We start from the raw sequence: 18714 nt of genomic DNA, 5'->3' as shown, positions 1-18714 counted from the left end.
CTTACTCCGTTCCTTCCGAGCGGAAGATGGCGATCGAGATCGCCTTGCCTTGAGAGATATTATAGCCCTCGATGCGTTTGGCGACGTTGTAGCGCAGCTCGATCGCCTCGGCGCGCTGCACGAAGGCGCGCTCGGTGCGTGACTCGATCAGCGCGAAGCGGCAACTGCCCTGCCCCAGGAAATCGGCCGCGCCCGATCCATCGGTCAGCAGCGTGCCGGTGCCGGTCATGAAAACAAGGCTCGGCTCGTGGAAGCCCGCCGCAGCCGCCTTCGGCCCGACGCAGACGACGTTGCGAAGGGCGCGCGCGATCTCGGCGCTCGGAAACATCGCTGTCAGCGACGGCATCACGATGCCGTAGATTCCGATCGCCAGAAACATCGCTGCGACCACGGCATTGAGCAGCGAGCGCTCGGCGCGGCTGTCCTCGAACATCCACCAGGCGATCAGCCCGAAGATCATCGAAGCCGCCAGGAAAGGCCAGGCCGGGAACGCCGGGTAGTGCGTCAGCTTGATGGCGCCGGCGACCGCGATCACTGACGCCAGCGCCGGAATCGCAAACCACCATGCCGCGCCGCGCATCAGCCAGGACCGCGACAGCACGCGGCGCTCAAGCGCGCCGGCGGTGAGGATCGCGATCGCCGGATAGAGCGGCAGCACGTAGTGCGGCAACTTGGTCAACACCAGTTCGAACACGATCCATGACGGGACCAGCCATGCCAGCAGATATTGCGCGCCAGGCTCGCGCCGCGCGCGCCATACCGCGGGCGCCGCCATTCCGGCCAGTGCCGCGCCCGGCCAGAACGTGACCCAGAACAGCAGGAGATAAAGGCCGGGCGGCGCGCCATGGGATTCCTGCGCGCCAATCTTGCTCAGCATGTCGCCGCCGAGCGAATTGGAGAAGAACTGCTCGCCTGCCCGCCAGAAGATCGCCACGAACCATGGCAGGACCAGCACCAGCGTCCACATCAGCCCCCATACCGGGCGAAGCCGCCAAAGCCACGCCGCGGAACGGTCGAGGATCGCGAGCGCCACGATGGTCAGTCCGACGAACATCAGGATCAGCGGCCCCTTGAGCAGGATGCCGCCGGCCAGCGCGGTCCAGAAGATCGCGGGCGCCGCCCAGGGCGGGCGCGCCGGATCCTCGCCACGCTGCCAGGACAGGTAGACCCTCGCCATCGCGCCCATCGCGGCAACGACGGTTAGCAGCAACATCGCGTCGGTCTTGGCGAGCCGCGCCTCGACGCCGAGCAGGACGGAGGCGCACATCATCAGCGCCGCCAGCGCTGCCCCGCGCCGCGTGACGAAGGCGAGCGCCGCCCAGTAAGTCAGGAGAACCGCGCCGATGGCGCCGATCAGGGAAGGAATCCGGTAGAGCCAGATGCGCAGCTGCGCGCGCGGCAAGCCGAGCGAGGAAGCCGTTTCGACGACCGCCGCCTGCAGCCAATAAATGCCGACCGGCTTCTTGTAGCGGACGTCGTCCTGAAAGCGGATGTCGACGAAATCGCCGCTTTCGACCATCTGCTTAGTTGCCTGCGCGAACCGCGCCTCGTCGCGGTCAATCGCGGGAATGTTGAAGAAACCGGGCAGGAACAGCACGATGCCGCAAAGCACCAGGAACAGGATGGTGCGCAAATGGTTCGCGGTCGCAAAGTCGAACACAGCAGCGACCCTGCGGCCAGAATGCGCAGGTTTTACAGGCTGTTGGCCCGCTCCGAAGCGTGGGGGGTGCAAGGTTTCGACCATGCTGCTCGCATACGCTGAAACCGCACTGCAAACAACACCGCAAATCCCCTAAGCCGTGGTCAACAGAGGGTTTTTCCTCACTGTACCCGTATGACCACGGTATCGGCCGCCCCCGTCGCGTCGATCACCGTCAGCCGGGCAAAGCCCGGTCCCGGCGGATCGACCAGGCGCTGGCGACGGCTGTCGATCTCGCCGACCGAAGTACCGTTGACCATGATGGTCAGCGGCAGCACGCCGCCGGCAACCTTGACCGGCATTGGTGCGCCCTGCCCGCCATCTGAACGATCGACATCGATCCGCGAGCCGTTCAGCGGAAACTGGATGCGCGGCATCTGATCGCTGCCGGTGCGGATCAGTTCGCCGACGGGGCGGAAGCGCTTGAGCGGCAGCGGCAGCTTGGCATTGCCGGCAATCAGCGCGCCCTTCGGCGCCTTCGGCAGTGCCGCCGGGATCTTGCCGGTGCGCGCAAAGGCATCGAACAGGATCGGCGCGGCCGCGGTGCGGCCGACGAGTCCCGGCACCGGCGCGCCATCGGGACGCCCGACCCACACGCCGATGGTGATGCGGCCGTCGAAGCCGACCGACCACGCATCGCGATAGCCGTAGCTGGTACCGGTCTTGAAGGCGATCTTGCTATGCACGCCGTTTTCCGGCGGCGGCGTGCCGAGCAGTACATTGCCGACCTGCCAGGCGGCAGCCTGGTCCATCAACCGCAGCGGCTCGCGATCATCCTTGGCGAGCATGATTTCGCGCAGCGGTTTCGCCGCGCCGAGCCGCGCCAGCCCGGCGTAGAGCTGCGCCAGATCCTGCAATGTGACGCCGACGCCACCCAATCCCATCGCAAGGCCCGGCGCCTCATCCCGGGGCAGCACGAGGTTGCCTCCGGCCTGCTTCAGCCGCGACGACAACCGGCTGGAGCCGACGCGATCCAGCAGCGCGATCGCCGGCACGTTCAGCGAGAGCTGCAGCGCCTTGCGCACCGGCACCGTACCCTGAAACGTCATGTCGAAATTTTCCGGCGCATAGGATCCGAAACGAATGGGCCGGTCGTCGATCAGGCTTTCCGGATGCACAAAGCCGTCCTCGAACGCGAGGCCATAGATGAACGGCTTTAGCGTCGAGCCCGGCGAGCGCACCGCGCGCGTCATGTCGACCTGCCCGGCACGCCGTTCGTCGAAATAGTCGGATGAGCCGACGCGGGCCAGCACGTCGCCGCTTTCATTGTCGACCGCGATGATCGCGACCGATATGTCGGGCCCTTGCGCCAACGCGCGGTCGTGCGCCAACGCTTCGAGCGTTTTCTGCAAGCTCGAATCCAGCGTCAGCTTGATCAGCGGCGTATCCTTTACCGTCACCATCGCGGCATCGGAGGAATGCGGCGCCAAGATCGGCATCGGCTTGCGCAGCCGCGGCACGGGGGCCGCTTTGGCCTGCGCCGCGTCCTCCTTCGACACCACGCCATCCTCGACCATCCGCGCCAGCACGCGATCGCGCGCAGCCCGCGCCGCTTCCGGATGACGATCGAGCCGGCGGCGTTCCGGGGACTGCGGCAGCGCGACCAGAAGGGCTGCCTCCGCTAGTGAAAGCCGCTTCGGCTCCTTGCCGAAATATCCGATGGAAGCAGCGCGGATGCCTTCGAGGTTGCCGCCGAACGGGGCCAATGCCAGATAGAGATCGAGGATTTCGTCCTTGCTCAGTTGCTGTTCAAGCTGAACCGCGCGCACCATCTGGCGGAGTTTCGCATAGACCGAGCGCTCGCGCCGCGGCTCCATCAGCCGCGCCAGTTGCATCGTGATCGTCGAGCCGCCGGAAACGATATGGCCGTTGCCAGCGAACTGCAGCGCCGCGCGTCCGAGCGCCAGCGGATCGACGCCGCCATGCGACCAGAAGCGTCGATCTTCATAAGCGAGCAGCAGCTTGAGATAGGTGGGATCGACCGCGGTCTTCGCCTCGACCGGCAGCCGCCACCGTCCGTCTGCCATCGCATAAGCGCGCAACAGTTTGCTGTTGCGGTCGACGACGGTCGTCGAGACCTTGCGCGCCTGCTCCAGCGGCAACGACCCGAGCGAGGCGACCCAGCCGGTGAAGGCGGTCGTGAGTACGATGAGGATGAAGGCGAGACTGACCGCGATCCGAAAAAAGCGGCGGCGCCCATTTCCAACGCCGTCATGGCCGGGCTTGCCCCGGCCATCCACGTTTTCCTGTTGTTGGCGCAGCTGTTCGCTCATTTCGCCGGACGCACCTCAACCGAGCCGGTGCCGGTGCGGCCGTAGCGCGAGGGGTTGTACATGTCCTCGACATAGGCCTGCGGCAACACGTATTTGCCAGGCGAAACGGCGCGCACGATATAGGCCACCGTGAACACCGACTGGTCGTCACTGGCGCGCTCGATCGCCGCCGTGAAGCGGTCGTCGCGGAACTCGGTATGCTCGGGCTCCTCGCCGTCCTCGATCCAGTCCAGGGTGCCACTATCACCCGACGACACCAGGCGCGGGTTATCGATCTCGAGGCCGGCCGGCAGATAGTCGGCCACCATGATGTGTCCGTATTCCGGCTTGGCCTCGGTGATCTTCAACACCACCGCGAAGCGATCATTCTGCTTGGCCTTGGTGACATCGGCCGGCTTGCCGTCGAGCGTGAAGTAATTGCGCTCGATCTTGAAGCCGTTGGACGCCGCAGGCTCCGGCGTGATCGGAGATCCCGAGACCGAGACCACCGCCTGCACCGGCGCGTCACCGGTGTTGGTGATCTTGACCGGCTTGCCGGCCACCGTCTCGGCCTTGTAGCTGCGATAGACGGCGGCCTTGACCGGCGATCCATCGACGTCGAGCGACAATGTCTCCTTCGACAGCGCCCGCGCAGCCAATACCATCCACGCATTCTCCTGCGTCGAGGTGTAGGGCGTGAGCCCCCGCGCCGCTTCGACGCGTGCGACGGCCTGCGTCAGCGTCGCACGCGGCGCGTTGCCTTCGCTCGCGAGCGAGACCAGCGCCGCCGCATCGCGCAGCTGCGAGCCGTAGTCGACACGACCGAACTCGAACACGGGTTTTGGCGCCAGCGCTTCCAGCGCCGCAGCATAGACCCGCTCGGCCCGCGTCTTGTCGCCGACCAGGGCCAGCGCCGCCGCCAACTGCGATTTCGCGATTGGCGTCGCAAGATTGTTCAGCTTGGTGTCGGCGAGATAGCGGAGATCGCCGATCGGTGCCGCGCCGTTGCGAGCGAGCACGTAGAGCCCGTAGGCCAAGTCGCGGCCGCCGTCCTTTTCCGGCTCATTCGCGTTGACCACCGAATTCCTGATGCGGTCGAGCGCGTTCTTGAACAGCACGTCCGGCACCGCAAAGCCCTTCTCACGGGCGCGGGTCAGGAAGTCGGTGACGTAGGCGTCGAGCCAGGCGTCTTCACCGCCCGCCGACCACAGGCCGAACGAGCCGTTCGAACCTTGCCGCGCCAGCAGGCGTTCGATCGCGTCCTTGATGCGCTGGTCGACGGCGGTATCCATCGCCAGATGCGCGCCGGCCGCGAGGTCGTTGACATAGAGCAGCGGCATCGCGCGGCTGGTGATCTGCTCCGAGCATCCATTCGGATAGCGATCCAGAGCCTTCAAAATGGTCGCCGCATCGAGCGCCGTGGAGAGGCTGACCGACAGCGACACGCTGCCGGTGCCCGACACGAGATCGGAGAACATGTCCGGGCTTAGCGTCAGGCTCTCGCCCTTTGCCAATGTCCGGATCGAGCGCCGCGCGAGCACCTGCGTCGCCGCCTTGACATCGAGCGCATAATGCCGCGCCAGGGTCAGGCCGTTCGGACCCTTGATATCGACATCGATATTGGCGGTGCCGGCGCCGCCGGCGTCGAGCGCGAGCGACATCGAGGTCCGCTGCTTGGCGGCCAGCTTCATGGTGGTAGTCGGATTGCCCGTTACTTTCACCGGGCCCGAGGTCTTCACGCTGATGCTGTAATCCCCGGGCGCGCCCTCGACATTGTCGAGGTCAAAACTCATCGTGCCCTTGTCGCCGTTGAGCAGGAAGCGCGGCAGGGTTGCCGTCAGCACCACGGGATCGCGCACGGTGACATCGATCGTGGCGCGACCAAGCTTGCTCGCAGTCCATGCCACCGCCATGACGCGGGCGGTGCCGGCGAACTCCGGAATGTCGAAGCCGATCTCGGCGGTGCCGTCGGCTCCGACCGTGACGATGCCGGAATAGAGCGCGAGCGGTTTTTGCGTGGGGGGCGAGCCCTGCAGCTCTGCGCCGGCGGTATCACCGCCGGTGCGGATCTGGCCGCGGGTGCCCTGCATGCCGTCAATCAACTGGCCATAGAGGTCGCGGATCTCGGCCGTCAGGCGACGCTGGCCAAGATAGTAATCATCGGGCGCCGGCGGCTTGTAATTGGTCAGATTGAGGATGCCGACGTCGACCGCGGCGACGACAATCTTGGCGTCCTCGCCCGGATTGAGCCCGCCAAGCTTCACCGGGATCTTCAAGCGGGTGCCGGGACGAACCAGCGGCGGCGGCGACAGGGCGACCTGCAAGGTGCGCGTCTTTTTGTCGATGCTGAACCATTTCAAGCCGATCGCGCGACCGGGCATGCGCAGGGCGGCCGCATCGAGCGGACGGCGCAGCGTCGCCAGCACATAGGCACCGGTGCCCCAGTCCCTGCCGACGGTGAGCTTGACCTGCTGGGTGCCTTCCTTGACGTCGACGGTCTGCGTCGTCAGCAGCCGGTCGCCGAGCACGTGGACCGTCAGCTTGCCGGCGGTGCGCGCATTGACCGACACCACCATCGTATCGCCGGAGGCGTATTCCGGCTTGTCGATCGAGGTTTCCAGAAGGTCCGGCGTGTCGGCGCTACCGTCGGAGTACCAGCCGACGTCGAACTGCACGGACGTGACCGGACCATCCGCTTCGGTCGACTTGACGTCGAGGCGATAGCGGCCTGGCTCCGGCGAGACAGATACCCGCGCCGCCTTGTCTGATGTCAGCGTCAGATCGCCGTCAGCGACGCGCTTGGTTGACTTGACCGGCTCATATTCCCAGGACGAGTTCTGGCGATACCACTGATATCGGGACTCTATTTTGAGGAGTTCATAGCGCAGGCCATCGCGCGCCAATTGCTTACCTTCCGGGCTGACGAAGATGACGTCGAACTCGGCCTTGTCGCCCTCTGCGACGCTCTTGTCGCCGAACAGCGGCTTGATGCCGATCAGCGCCGACGTTGGCGCCACCGGCAACACGAGCTTGCGCTCGACAGCGCGGCCGCCGGCCTCCACCATGCGGATGAAGATCTGTGCCTCCTGTGGCCGTGTCGACGTCGGCGCCTTGGCGAGCGACACCGGGAAGATCGCAACGCCGTTGGCGTCGGCCTCCGGCAGGTTGTCGATCGGGGTGCGCTCGTTGGAGGCGCTTTCTTCGTCCGCGACGCCGAACTGATAACCGGGATAGCCCGGGCGCCCGGCGGCTGCCGGCGCAACCAGCATGTCGCCTTCGAGCTGCAGGCCCGAGGCCGGCGCGCCATAGAGGAATTTGCCGGCGACTTTCAGTTCAACCGGAGCCTCGGCCTTGATCACCTTCTCCTTGGCCGAGATATCGAACTCGATGCGTTCGGGGATGTAGTCCTCGACCATGAATGTGGTCTCGCCGACGGTGGAGCCCTTCGGATCGGTAAAGGCCCGCACCCGCCACGTCCCGGTCGGCACCGCGGAATTGAGCGGCACTGCCAAGGAGCGCCCGCCCGCACCCTGATCCGGCAGCACGGCGCGGCGGAACTCGACACCGTCAGGCCGCTCGATCACCAGCGTCAGCGGTCCGCCGGCCATGGCGTTGCCCTGCCCGTCGCGCAGCAGCGCGGTCAGATAGACGGTCTCGTTCGAGCGATAGACCCCGCGCTCGGCATAGACGAAGGCATCGGCGCCGGGAGGCATCACCCGCCCCGACACGCCGCGGTCGGTGAGGTCGAAGGCGTTGGTCTTCAGGCTGAGGAATGCGTAGTCGGCCTTCTCGCTCACGACCGTGAGGAGCGCCGGCGACAACCCGCCCTCGCCGCGCGCGAGGCCAGCCTCGAACAGCACATGGCCGGCATCGTCGGTCTTGCGGGTCGCCAGGATCTCGTTGTTGCGCGCGACCAGCCGCACTTCGGCCTTCGCGACCGGTTCGGTCGACGCCAGCGAATTGACGAAGACGTGGATGCCGTCATTGCCGGAAAACGCCGTCAGGCCCATGTCGGAGACGATGAACCATTGCGTCGCCAGCGAACCGTCATCGTCGCCGCTGCTGCCGGGACCCTTGGCCGCGGCCGTCATCACATAGACGCCAGGCTGCAGATCGCCGAGCGCCTGGTCGACCGGGAAAGCGGTCACGACGTCCTGGTTCAGCGTCGAGGCAGTCGCGAGCTCGCCGGACCAGACCTTGACGCCGCGCTCGTTGCCGAGATCGGAGAGCTGATAGCTCGAGAGCGCCTTCTGGAAGTCGCTGTCCACCACCGTGTTGATCAGGTTGCGGTCGCCGATGCGGAACACGTTGACGTCCACGGAGGGCGTGTTGACGCTGACCAGCGGAATGCCGCGCTGGCCGGTGCGCGGCAGAACATAGGCCCGGCCTGTGAAGCGCACGAACGGCTTGCGGTCGCGGACATAGATGTTGAATTCGGCCGACTTCGGCAGCGTCTCCTTCACCGTCGACGGCAGGCCGGCGCGAAGATTGATGTTGTAGCGTTCGCCGTGCTTTAGCCCGTCGACGCAGAGCTGCTTGCCCTCGCTCGTCAGCGCCGGCTTGTCGGTGCCGGCCTGCGCCACAAATGGCGTGAAGTCGACCCGCTTGGCGAGCTCTTCGGAGAACTGGAAGCAGGCGCGCGGCGAGGCGCCGTCGGAATCGACACTATAATCGAGCAGCCGGAAGCCGTGCTGATCGCGCATCTTCTCATACTGGCCGCGAACCTCGGCGACCTCGCGCATATCGAGCGACATCCGCAAGCTGTCGAGCGCCGGACGCCACAGCTTGCGCTCGGACATCGCCCGTCCCAGCACGGCCAGTGCATCGGCCTCCTCGGCCTGGTTGCCGGCGCGCTGATAGGCGATGTAGGCGGCGGTAGCAGCGCGCTCATACAGGAAGGTCTGTTCGCTGGAGCTGGCGGCGCGGATCTGGAAAACGGTCTTGGCGAGCTTTAGCCAGTTGGCGCTGTCTTCCGGCGTGGTGGCGGCGATCTGGCCCAGGATCTGCAACCCCGCGCGGAAGTCGGAGCGCCTGAAGGCGGCGTCGGCATCGGCCCGCAGGGTCGCGGAGGATTTTGCGACCGGCCCGGCCTCGCTCTTGATCTGGGCCTCCAGCTTCACGGCCGAATCGGCCAGCTCGTCGCGCTTGAACGCCTTGTCCGCGGCCCCGGCCGCCGTCAGGCCAAGCGCCAGCGTGGCGCAAATCACTGTGGCGCGAACCAAACCGATCATGATGGGCTCCTTGCCGCGGACATCAGCCGCGTAACGATCAAAAAAGGCGCGAAAAGGTGACGGACTGATGGCGGTAACGCTCTGGCTTGCGAAAGGGTCGCATGCATGATTTCGGCAGTCCAACCGGTCCCACCCACCCTGACCGGCAGCCGGCGGGCAGGCATATGTGTCAGTGGCAGGCGCAAGGCTATGGCCCGCCGTCTGGCTTTGTCGCATCCTTAAGGAAATCGGTTCGACCGTCTTGGCGGGAAAGCGGATTTTTCATATTGGCAGTGCTAGATAGGCCTTAAGGGATTGCCAGCCGGCAGTCGCCTGGACGGTCCCGTAGCTCAACTGGATAGAGTAGCGGATTTCTACTCCGCGGGTTGCAGGTTCGAATCCTGCCGGGATCGCCACTCATGTTTTCACTTTCTTTCCTTTCAATGACTTATCGTTTTTTTGCAAACTGGATTTCCGATTTGCCAATTCCTGTTCCTGTAATGAGCCTTGCCGCCTCCGCCGCGAGGCGTTTCCGATCGGCTTCCTTGGTGTATCGCTCGGCTTCGCTCAGAGTAGCGCCAGCCCAACCAGGACATGAGCTGGTGCGCTGTCGCGCCGTGTCCGCCAGCCGACTCCCCGCCGCCGATCTGAGACCGAGGGCAGCACGCAATGCACTCCTCGGTCACATTCAGAAGCGACGGCCCGCCGGTTCGTCTGGCCGATCCTGTTTGTCTGTCTCAGGTCAAGTATGTCGACGGGTGAGCCGCCACCGCTCGAACCCAAGCCGGTAGCGAATGGAAAGCAGGCGAATCAGGCGTATTTGCCCATCTAGGCGGCTGCTGCTTGTCGTCGTTCGATCGTCGTTCCCGATCGGAGTCGTCCTGCTGGCCGTCAACCGCAAAGAAGGCTCAGCGGCGTCCACGATTTCTGCTGGTTTTGATCACCCCGATCAACGAGGCCCGCAAGGGATCGCTGTCGCCGACGTACTTCAGATCGCCTCATCTTCGAACTCGGCGCGCCTGGATCGTCAACGAAGTCGAAAAGTTTCTTAGAGACGAGAAGAACCTGGCCCGGCTGCTTCGATGTTTCCTGATTGATGTCTTTGATCAATGGTGGCAATGGACCTATAAGCCGCTCGATAGCCCGTTGACTATCCGAGCGGAGAAGAGCCTGCGATGCAGCTGTCGCCTGAGGACTGGCGCGATCGCGCCGCCGTCAACCAGGCAGTCGCCCGGTGGCAGGGGCAACAGTAAACTTTGCAAGCCGGCTAATGACCCAGCAACTGAACGCTTTCCAGGCTCGATCGGTAGAGCGCAAATGTCAGCAGCGGCCATAACGCATAGGCGTGATTGGCTTTCCGGTTGGTGTGATCCCGCCACAGCTCGCGGATCGCGTCGGGCTCAAGATAGGGCTCGAAAATGCCGCGCGAGCGCTCGAACGCATTTTCACACAGAGGGCGCAGCGAACCGCGCAGCAATCCGGCTAGCGGATTGTTGAAACCCCGCTTCGGCGCATCGGTGATCTTCGCCGCCGCGCCCTTGTCGCGCAGCGCCTTGCGCAACAGCGGCTTGCTCGGCCCGCGCGGCGGCACCAGCAGATCGAGGGCGCAGCGACCGGAAAATTCCATGATCCGCCGGTCGAGAAACGGCACGCGGATCTCGACGCCGTTCGCCATACTCATCGCGTCCGTTTTCATCAATAGACCGGTCGGCAGGTGATAGGTCTGGTCCGCGATCAGGCATCGATCCAGAAGCGTCGGGCCGTCGGCCTGCTCGATCGCAGCCCGATAGCCCGCCATCGGGCTTTGCTCCGCGAGGTGGCGCAGCGCCGGTCCATACAGCCGCGGAATGAGAAATTCCGGGACATAGCGCCGCCATTCGGCATGGGCATACGGGCCGCCGGAGGCGACGCCCAGCAGGAAGCGCGACAGCAGCGCGGTCGCCGGCAACCGCGTCTCGTTCGCCCCCGACGAGGCGTAGGTCCACCTGCCCGCGGTTCTCGCCACAGGCCCCGGGATCATGTTGCCGAAGCGCTCGGCCAGCCGCGACGCCCGGTAGGTCGAGTAGCCGCCGAAGAATTCGTCGGCACCGTCGCCGGAAAGCGCCACCGTGGAGTTGCGGCGAAGCTCGGCGGTCAATAGTAGCAGCGGTCCGGCGGCTTCGTCCGCGACCTGGCCATCGAAATGGTGCACGACACGGGCGAGCGTCGCGTCGGGAAACGGATCCTCGCTCACCGGAACGATCCGGTGCGGCAGCGCGGTCTGCCGCGCCACCATCGAGGCGATCTCGGTTTCATCGTGGGACTGTTCGGCGAACGCAGCGGTGACGAGCGGAAACTTGCCGCGCTTTGCGACCGAATAGGCCACCATCGAGCTGTCGATGCCGCCGCTCTGCAGGATTCCGACCGGCACGTCGCTGATCAACTGGTCGCTGACGACCTGATCGAACAGCGGCAGGAACGCCTCGACGGCCTCGTCGAGGCTCCGAAAGTCCCTGGTCCGCCGCGGCTTCCAGAATCGCTGCGATGTCTCGCTGCCGTTCTGATAGACCACGATCGAACCCGGCTCGACCTGGCGAATGTGCCGCATGGTCGTCGTGGTCGGCCCGACATAGCCCATCGCGAAGAAGCGATGCAGCCCTTTTAGATCCATGTCGCGTGGGTGCGCGGGATCGGCGAGCAGCCCCTTGATCTCGCTGGCGAAGCGAACGACCGTCCCCACCTGCGAGAAGAACAGCGGCTTGGTTCCGATCGAGTCGCGCGCAAGGATCAGGCGCCTGGTCGCCGCGTCCCACAGTCCGACCGCGAAGATTCCCTCGATGCGGGAAAACAAATCCTCACCCCACGCAAGATACCCCGCCGGCAGGATTTCCGTGTCGCAATGCGAGCGAAACACCACGCCAAAATCACGTTCGAGTTCGACACGCAGTTCGGCTTCGTTGTAGATCTCGCCGTTATAGGTAACGGTGATCCGGCCGCTCGGATCGCTCATCGGCTGCCGGCCGGCCGCCGAGAGATCGCGGATCGCAAGTCGCCGGTGCCCGAAGCCAATCGGACCGTCGTGCCAGGTTTCGCCGGCATCGGGACCACGATGCGCCAGCACGGCCGTCATCCGTGTCAGGACCGCCGGATCGACGTTCCGGCCGTCAAGATGGAGGATACCGGCGATACCGCACATGAGAGCTGGATCGGATTAGAGTTGCGGGGGGAGGAACCAACGAGACCAGTAGCGCATACGTCGTCCACGATAGCCGGCTGCAGCGATATCAACAATGGACTAGCGGGGACAATCGACGGCCTTTCCTGGGTACGAAGAAAATCTCAGCAATCGAATTCGGCCGGTATCGATCACCTGCGCAGGCTCGCGCGACGCAAACTCGCCGGGCTCGCTCCCTTTCGGCAACGCGACCACGACATTGAAATCGCCGCACACCCGCGCGACGACCTTCTCGACGTCTGCAAAATTGTCGGCGTGATGGACCAGCTTGTAAGCCGTTCCGACCTGCACGCTGATCGGATTGGCTTCGAGAACCGGGGATACGACGACATCCTTGTAGGCCGTGTTACGGCCGATGTCGTCCCACATCCGGTAAGTATTGCGGTCGACGCGCCCTCGCAGCGCATAGCTGTCGTAGGACGTTACGCTCACGGCATCGAACAGCGCCGATCCAGCCAAAAGCAGCCCGACCGCCGCGAGCCCCGACCGCGGCAAACGAAATTTGGACTGGCCAATCGACTGCCGGAACAGCACGAAAATCGAAATCGGCAGCAAGGCAAATGGAATCATAGAATAGGCGAACAACGCCTTCGTGATCGCCCATCGGTGAATGAACGTATGCTGGTAGAGCACGATCATATGCAGATAGAACGGAACGGTGATCAGCAGCAAAATCGACATGGTCGCAAAGATCGACTGGCGTTCGGAGGGATCGCGGGCCCGCCGAAACGCGGCGATGAGCAATCCCACGGTCACCAGCGCGGAGACCGCAATCAGCGGGAACGCCAGCGGCGAATAATAGTCCTCATGCATCTCCTCGAAGAACGCCTTGGCAAATCCGGTGATCGGACTGTCATTAGTCAGGTTCATCCGCTGCAGGACCTTGTGGATCAGATGTTTGATCGAGGCAACGACGCCCTGCGCGCCCGGCGCCAGAAACCGCCAGGCAAGGAAGATCGAAAATGCCGAAACCGGCAGCAACAACAGGCTGAAAAACCGACGCAGCTTCATCGGCTCGAGGACGCCAGCGTATCCTGCGGCGAAACGGCTGATCAGCCAGAAAACGAACAGCGTGTAGGACAGCCAGTCGACGAAAAATGCCAGATAAATCGTGGTCAGTTGCAGCGCAGTGATGACCCATCTGTCGCGTTGCGACCTCGCGCCGTAATACAGCACCTCGAGCAGCAGGAATACCGCGGTGAATATCAGGACCGCGGTGACAACGTCGTAGATCTGCGAAAACGCATAGATCGGGCCGCGCGAGAGTAGGATCGGAAACGCCACCCCGAGCGCAAGCAAGCCGCTGGTCACCTTGCCAAGCCGGTTCATCGACGCGAGATTGAAGACGGCGAGCGCGGCCGCCAGAGCGATCAGCCCGTGCATGGTGACGTTGATCCAGTTCACCAGCGGAATGCTTGGCTGGATGCCGAAAAACATTGCGGCAAGATAGACGATGACAAAGGCGCCCGGCGGCCAGGAATCGTAGATACCGCGCAGCTCCATCGTCGGCGTTTCAATGGAAAGCGGTGCGCGCGGGGTGGCGAACAGCAGATTCCGCGCCCCCTCGTCCCACCAGATCCGGGCCCACATGTTTGCCGCGGCGGTCGTGACGTCGGCGTCAAATACCGGAATCTGGTCCATGTAGGGAAGTCGTTGCTGGAACGTATAAAGCCATATCACCAGGACGCCAAACGCGACCAGTCCACCTACTAAACTTCGAGATCGCATGGAGTTTTCCTGAGCGCCAAATCCGCGCCGCGGCTAATGCCGCGATTGCGTAGAGCTATGCAATGAATGTGGTGTCGCGCAACTTGCGCGCATTCTGGGACTTACGTCCCGCTCGGGCGGCGAACGCATGCTAGGCCGCATTTGCCGTCCGTGTCCCGACCACCGTCCAACTGTATCCGTAACGGAAGTGCGTTTGGACGTCGGCGAAGCCGTTCGATTCCAGCAGGGCGCGCGCCTCGGCCTCGCAATAATACTTTGCATACGCCGGCCTCAATTGATCGTATATCACCAGATAGCGCTTCGAGGGCGAAAACCGGCCGAGCACGTTTTTCACGTAGTCACGCAGTGGTAATCCGGGAATGAAGCGGCAAGCGTAAATATAGAGGTCAAGCGCCAGCGACAGCATATGCGCGATCGCTGCTACGAAAAAATGTGGAAGTCGGGTGGTCACGGTACGCAACATACGAATGCCGGTTACGATGACGCCGCTGCCTTCCTTTCCATAGAGCCAGACAACCATCTTCCCGCCGGGCCGCAGCGCATCCAACGACGCGGCTATGACGGGATCGGGGTTCGGGATATGGTGAATGACGCCGATCGAGACGACAAAGTCGTACGCACCTTCCCTGGGAATTTCGTGTCCCGCTCTATTGAGAAGCACCACTCGGTCCGCATCGCCCGAGAGATTGCGCTCCAGCACCTCGAAAGCGGCCGACGGCTCGATCGCCGTAACCTCTTTCGCTCCCGCCTGCAGGAGCATTCTTACAATGCGCCCGGTACCGCTGCCGATCTCCGCAACGCGCTTGCCTTCCAGGTCCTCCAGCCTGACCAGGGGCTCGAAGGTTCCCTTCAGGATCCCCAGATCTCCGTAGTATCCCTCGTTGTCCGTATAACGTCGCCATTGATCCCCGAAATCAGATATCGTCTGGTCTGAGAGGCGGGACTGGGACTGTGTAGCGCTCATTGTGCTGCCTTTGACGACATCGCGGAAGCCCCCACCGCGGTCCGAGCGTTCAGTGTACCCGAAACGGTAATTTCCTCGCGCATGGCACGGAAGGCGGCTGAGGGTGGTTGATATTGCGACCGTGCGCAGCTATGCAATAATTCTGCCATTGGCGCAACCTCTCCGAGAGTCGCGAAATGGGCGTTGAAACTCAAGTGTTTTGCGAATTGGACGATGGATAGTTCCCGGCAAAAACTGCATTACACCGAAATCCATGAAGCTTACGAGGCGCACTATTACGATGCCTCGTCGATGAAGTATCGATCGCGTTTCATCTATGACTGGCTATTCAATCACATCGATCTGAGCAACGCCAGCATCGCCGATCTTGCCTGCGGCAGCGGTTACAATTCACTGGCTGTCATGGAACGGTTCAGCGGCGTTCGTACAGTCGGCTTCGACATCTCCGAACCGGCCTGTGCGTCGTATCAGCGCACGACGGGGAACCCGGCATACGCGATCGACCTGACCCGGCCCACCGGGACGACCGAACAGTTCGACGGCGCGATCGTCGTCGGCGGACTTCATCATTGCGTTGCGGATCTCGCGCAGACGCTTCGCAACATCGCGGTGATGGTGAAGCCGGGCGGCCACCTATTGATGATGGAACCGAGCGCCGATTTCGCGCTGAACGTAGTGCGGGAAAAATGGTATGCCTCGGACAAGTACTTTGATGCGCCGACCGAGCAGGCGCTGTCGCACGATGCGATTCTGAAGCAGGCGGCACCTTATTTCGAAGGCGAGGCGGTCCGCTATTTCGGCGGACTGGCTTATTTCCTGATCCTCAACAGCCTCGTCATGCGCGTGCCGCTCGGCGTGAAGCCGATGCTCTGGCCGATCGTCAAACCGATCGAGGTCGCGTTCGGCAACATTCCATGGTCCGGCATGTATCCTTGTTTCCTGGCCAAATGGAAACGAACCAGCGTGCCGGTTTCCGGCGATGTTACCGTTCAGTAGGCTTTCCCCTTGAGTGAACAGATGTCCGCAAGCCACCAGATGGCGCCGACCTTTTCCAGCGCCATTGCCGATGCGCACAACTACATGGACTGGATCATCGGCACCATGCGCCCCTATTTTGGCCATGACGTGATCGAGATCGGAATCGGCCACGGCAGCTATTACGAGTATCTCGGCAAGCTCGGCCGCTATCGCGGCGTCGACATCGATCCGGACAATGTCGCAAGCTCGCGCGCGAGATATCCCCAAGGCAGCTTCGAGCTTGCGGACATCACCTCGGAGGAATTCAGATCGAGCCTTCCGCCGGGCAGCGTCGATACCGTGGTGTGCTGCAACGTCATCGAACATATCGAAGATGACAATCGCGCCGTCTCCAATATGGCCAACGCGCTTGCCCCTGGGGGACACCTGTTGATCCTGGTGCCAGCACTGCAGCAGCTTTACGGCGACCTCGATCGGCTCGCCGGCCATTACCGGAGATACAACAAGCTGCTGATGCTCAAGGCCTGCGCGGGGGCGCCGATCGAGATTCTCGAACTGCGCTATTTCAATCCGATCGGCGGGCTGGCGTGGTGGATCAACAGCTTTGCCAAACATCGGTCGCTGGACGATTCCGCCGTCAATGCGCAGATTCGCATCTTTGACAAATACGTCTTGCCGATCTCCAGGCTGGTTGATCCCCTCACCCGCGGCTTCTTCGGCCAATCCCTGATCTGCGTGGCACGCAGAACATGATCTCGATCGTCATTCCCGCCTTGAACGAAGAGCGCGGCATCGGCGCCACCGTGACCGATATTGCCGGCATATTGACCGCAGCCGGGCTGATGCCCTTCGAGATCATCGTCGTCGATGACGGATCGACTGACGGAACCGGAAAGGCCGCCACGGAGGCGGGTGCCCGGATCATCCGCCACCCCCAAAACGTCGGCTATGGCCGGTCCCTCAAAAGGGGGATCGAGGAAGCGACGTACGACACCATCGCGATTTGCGATGCCGACGGCACCTATCCGGCCGCCGCCATTCCCGAGCTCGTGCGACTGTACAACGAGGGCTTCGATATGGCCGTGGGCCAGCGCCATGGCCCGCACTATCGACAATCCGCACTCAAGATGCCCCTGCGCGCTGTGCTGCGTTTCCTCGTGGAGTGGACCGCGGGCCGCCGAATTCCGGATATCAATTCCGGCCTGCGCGTGTTCAGCCGCACCGCGGCGATGAAATACTTCCCGCATCTGTGCGATACGTTCAGCTTCACAACGTCGATGACGCTCGCCTACATGATGACGCGGCGCTTCGTCACCTATCACAAGATCGAGTATTTCGAGCGAACCGGCAGGAGCAAGGTGCGCCTGTTTCGGGATTCCCTTAAAACGCTCCAATACATCATCGAGGCGATCGTCTACTATAATCCGTTGAAGATCTTTCTGCTCCTCAGCCTGATCTGCGGCGTGATCGCCACCATCATGATGCTAATCTCGCTGTACTTTTCGATCGTCACGGGAATCATGCTTGCCGTGGGCACCACGATGGCCGCGATCATCATCTTCGGCATAGGCATGCTGGCGGTCCTGCTCAAGCAAATCATGGACAAGGCCTGATCACCCAAATATTCGGGGCCTTACACCACCAGCCCCCTGATCGGCTTTAGGGCGCTAACTAGGAACGACACCTTCCGACCAGCGCATTAGCGGCGTTTCCGACTTTACGTCCATTGTCCTCCGAGGCTTGTGAGGTAGCTCAGCGGGTGGTGGTTGGAGCCGAAAAAGCGGGACCCAATTTGCGTTAAGCTTCGAGGGGGCCTACGAGGGAGCGATAGCCCTTCGGCTGAGCGCATTACCTATGGTAGGAGGAGCTCTTGCTCACCGGCTTCATCGGTTTTTTGCTCTGGGCCGGAACCGGGAGATCGTGACCGACAACCTCTGCGAGCATGCCAGCATAAAGCTTCTCGCCATTGAAGCGGAGGGCTAATGGCTTCCAAGCGAAATCTGAGTTGGGCGTTAGCAATTGCCGGCGTAGTCGGATATTTCGCGCTCGCCACTTATTTCGAGCGCACTCACAAAGAGCCTAAGCCAACGGGCAAAGTAGTGCTCTTACTGAAGCGGCCCTTCCACAACGAGAGCGGCTTCGCATACAGAGGAAATCTAATCCTGGAAGAGCGCAGGATACTAACCAGTATCGCGGCTGATGATCCCAAGAACAGCCATGACATCTCTTCCCCGATCCAGTTATACGAAGATCAAGCGCCGGTTGGCCCAGGTCATAGTACATTCGAGGCGATCAGCAAAACAGGGCTCGGCCATTTCGCCTATTGGACCGAGCGCGGAATTTTCTTTTCGACGAGCGACAATTCTGATCCGAACCACAACGGTCGTAGGTATTGGGTCGTTGTTCCCTAATTATCTGGTCCATATGCCACACCCATACCGCTCCGGGCGGGACGTTCCGCGCTCGATCGGCGACTCCGGGCGCCCCTCTCCAATTTCCGGTGTAGCCCGGCGCAGCCACGACGGCCGGCAGTTTTCCAATGCTGAAAAAAGCTGAATTCGCTCAGGACCGGCCAATACGGCGGTTTGCCAGGCTAAGTATATGAGATAAAGCGCTGTGCTAGTTCTGCCGGGATCGCCATCCGCGCTCCCCATTTTCGACTTCATTCT

10 protein-coding genes and 1 tRNA gene are annotated in these 18714 nt (G+C 62.8%); 5 read left to right on the top strand and 6 right to left on the bottom strand.

The genetic code is table 11. From position 1 onward, the window contains the following. Position 1 precedes the first annotated feature (1 nt). The 3 genes from J6524_RS02405 to J6524_RS02395 form a co-directional block, all read right to left on the bottom strand. Entirely contained in the window at positions 2–1744 is a 1743-nt protein-coding gene (locus J6524_RS02405; protein WP_225668684.1) for an ArnT family glycosyltransferase, read from the bottom strand. Positions 1745–1821: 77 nt separating this feature from the next. Next, a complete protein-coding gene (gene pbpC / locus J6524_RS02400) occupies positions 1822–3939 on the bottom strand; it encodes a penicillin-binding protein 1C (protein ID WP_512699557.1) in 2118 nt (705 codons plus the stop codon). A 29-nt stretch (positions 3940–3968) separates the two neighbouring features. Beyond that, entirely contained in the window at positions 3969–9182 is a 5214-nt protein-coding gene (locus tag J6524_RS02395) for an alpha-2-macroglobulin family protein (RefSeq protein ID WP_225668682.1), read from the bottom strand. A gap of 318 nt (positions 9183–9500) precedes the next feature. Here J6524_RS02395 and J6524_RS02390 point away from each other — a divergent pair. Further along, positions 9501–9577, top strand: a tRNA-Arg gene (locus tag J6524_RS02390). Positions 9578–10428: 851 nt separating this feature from the next. Here the strand turns inward: J6524_RS02390 and asnB are convergent. The 3 genes from asnB to J6524_RS02375 all read right to left on the bottom strand — a co-directional run bounded on the left by asnB (position 10429) and on the right by J6524_RS02375 (position 15067). Then, a complete protein-coding gene (gene asnB, locus J6524_RS02385; RefSeq protein WP_225668681.1) occupies positions 10429–12336 on the bottom strand; it encodes an asparagine synthase (glutamine-hydrolyzing) in 1908 nt (635 codons plus the stop codon). Positions 12337–12435: 99 nt separating this feature from the next. Continuing rightward, positions 12436–14103, bottom strand: a complete 1668-nt coding sequence (locus J6524_RS02380) for a hypothetical protein (RefSeq protein ID WP_225668680.1) — start codon at positions 14101–14103, stop codon at positions 12436–12438. A gap of 130 nt (positions 14104–14233) precedes the next feature. Next, complete coding sequence (locus J6524_RS02375; protein WP_225668679.1) at positions 14234–15067, bottom strand: class I SAM-dependent methyltransferase; 834 nt, start codon at positions 15065–15067, stop codon at positions 14234–14236. A 213-nt stretch (positions 15068–15280) separates the two neighbouring features. Here J6524_RS02375 and J6524_RS02370 point away from each other — a divergent pair, with 213 nt between their 5' ends. The 4 genes from J6524_RS02370 to J6524_RS02355 all read left to right on the top strand — a co-directional run bounded on the left by J6524_RS02370 (position 15281) and on the right by J6524_RS02355 (position 18456). After that, positions 15281–16063 (top strand): class I SAM-dependent methyltransferase, encoded by a 783-nt coding sequence (locus J6524_RS02370; protein WP_225668678.1) that lies wholly within the window; start codon positions 15281–15283, stop codon positions 16061–16063. Between the two features lie 21 nt (positions 16064–16084). Continuing rightward, positions 16085–16798, top strand: a complete 714-nt coding sequence (locus J6524_RS02365) for a class I SAM-dependent methyltransferase (protein ID WP_225668676.1) — start codon at positions 16085–16087, stop codon at positions 16796–16798. Further along, entirely contained in the window at positions 16795–17658 is an 864-nt protein-coding gene (locus J6524_RS02360; protein ID WP_225668675.1) for a glycosyltransferase family 2 protein, read from the top strand. Before J6524_RS02365 ends, J6524_RS02360 begins: the two co-directional genes overlap by 4 nt. A gap of 369 nt (positions 17659–18027) precedes the next feature. After that, positions 18028–18456, top strand: coding sequence for a hypothetical protein (locus J6524_RS02355; protein ID WP_225668674.1), 429 nt, complete (start codon positions 18028–18030; stop codon positions 18454–18456). Positions 18457–18714 lie beyond the last annotated feature (258 nt).

The sequence above is a fragment of the Bradyrhizobium hereditatis genome (assembly GCF_020329435.1).
Taxonomy (GTDB): Bacteria; Pseudomonadota; Alphaproteobacteria; order Rhizobiales; family Xanthobacteraceae; genus Bradyrhizobium; species Bradyrhizobium hereditatis.
The sequence above is the reverse complement of the archived record's forward strand: the minus strand, read 5'-3'. Positions and strand labels throughout refer to the sequence as shown.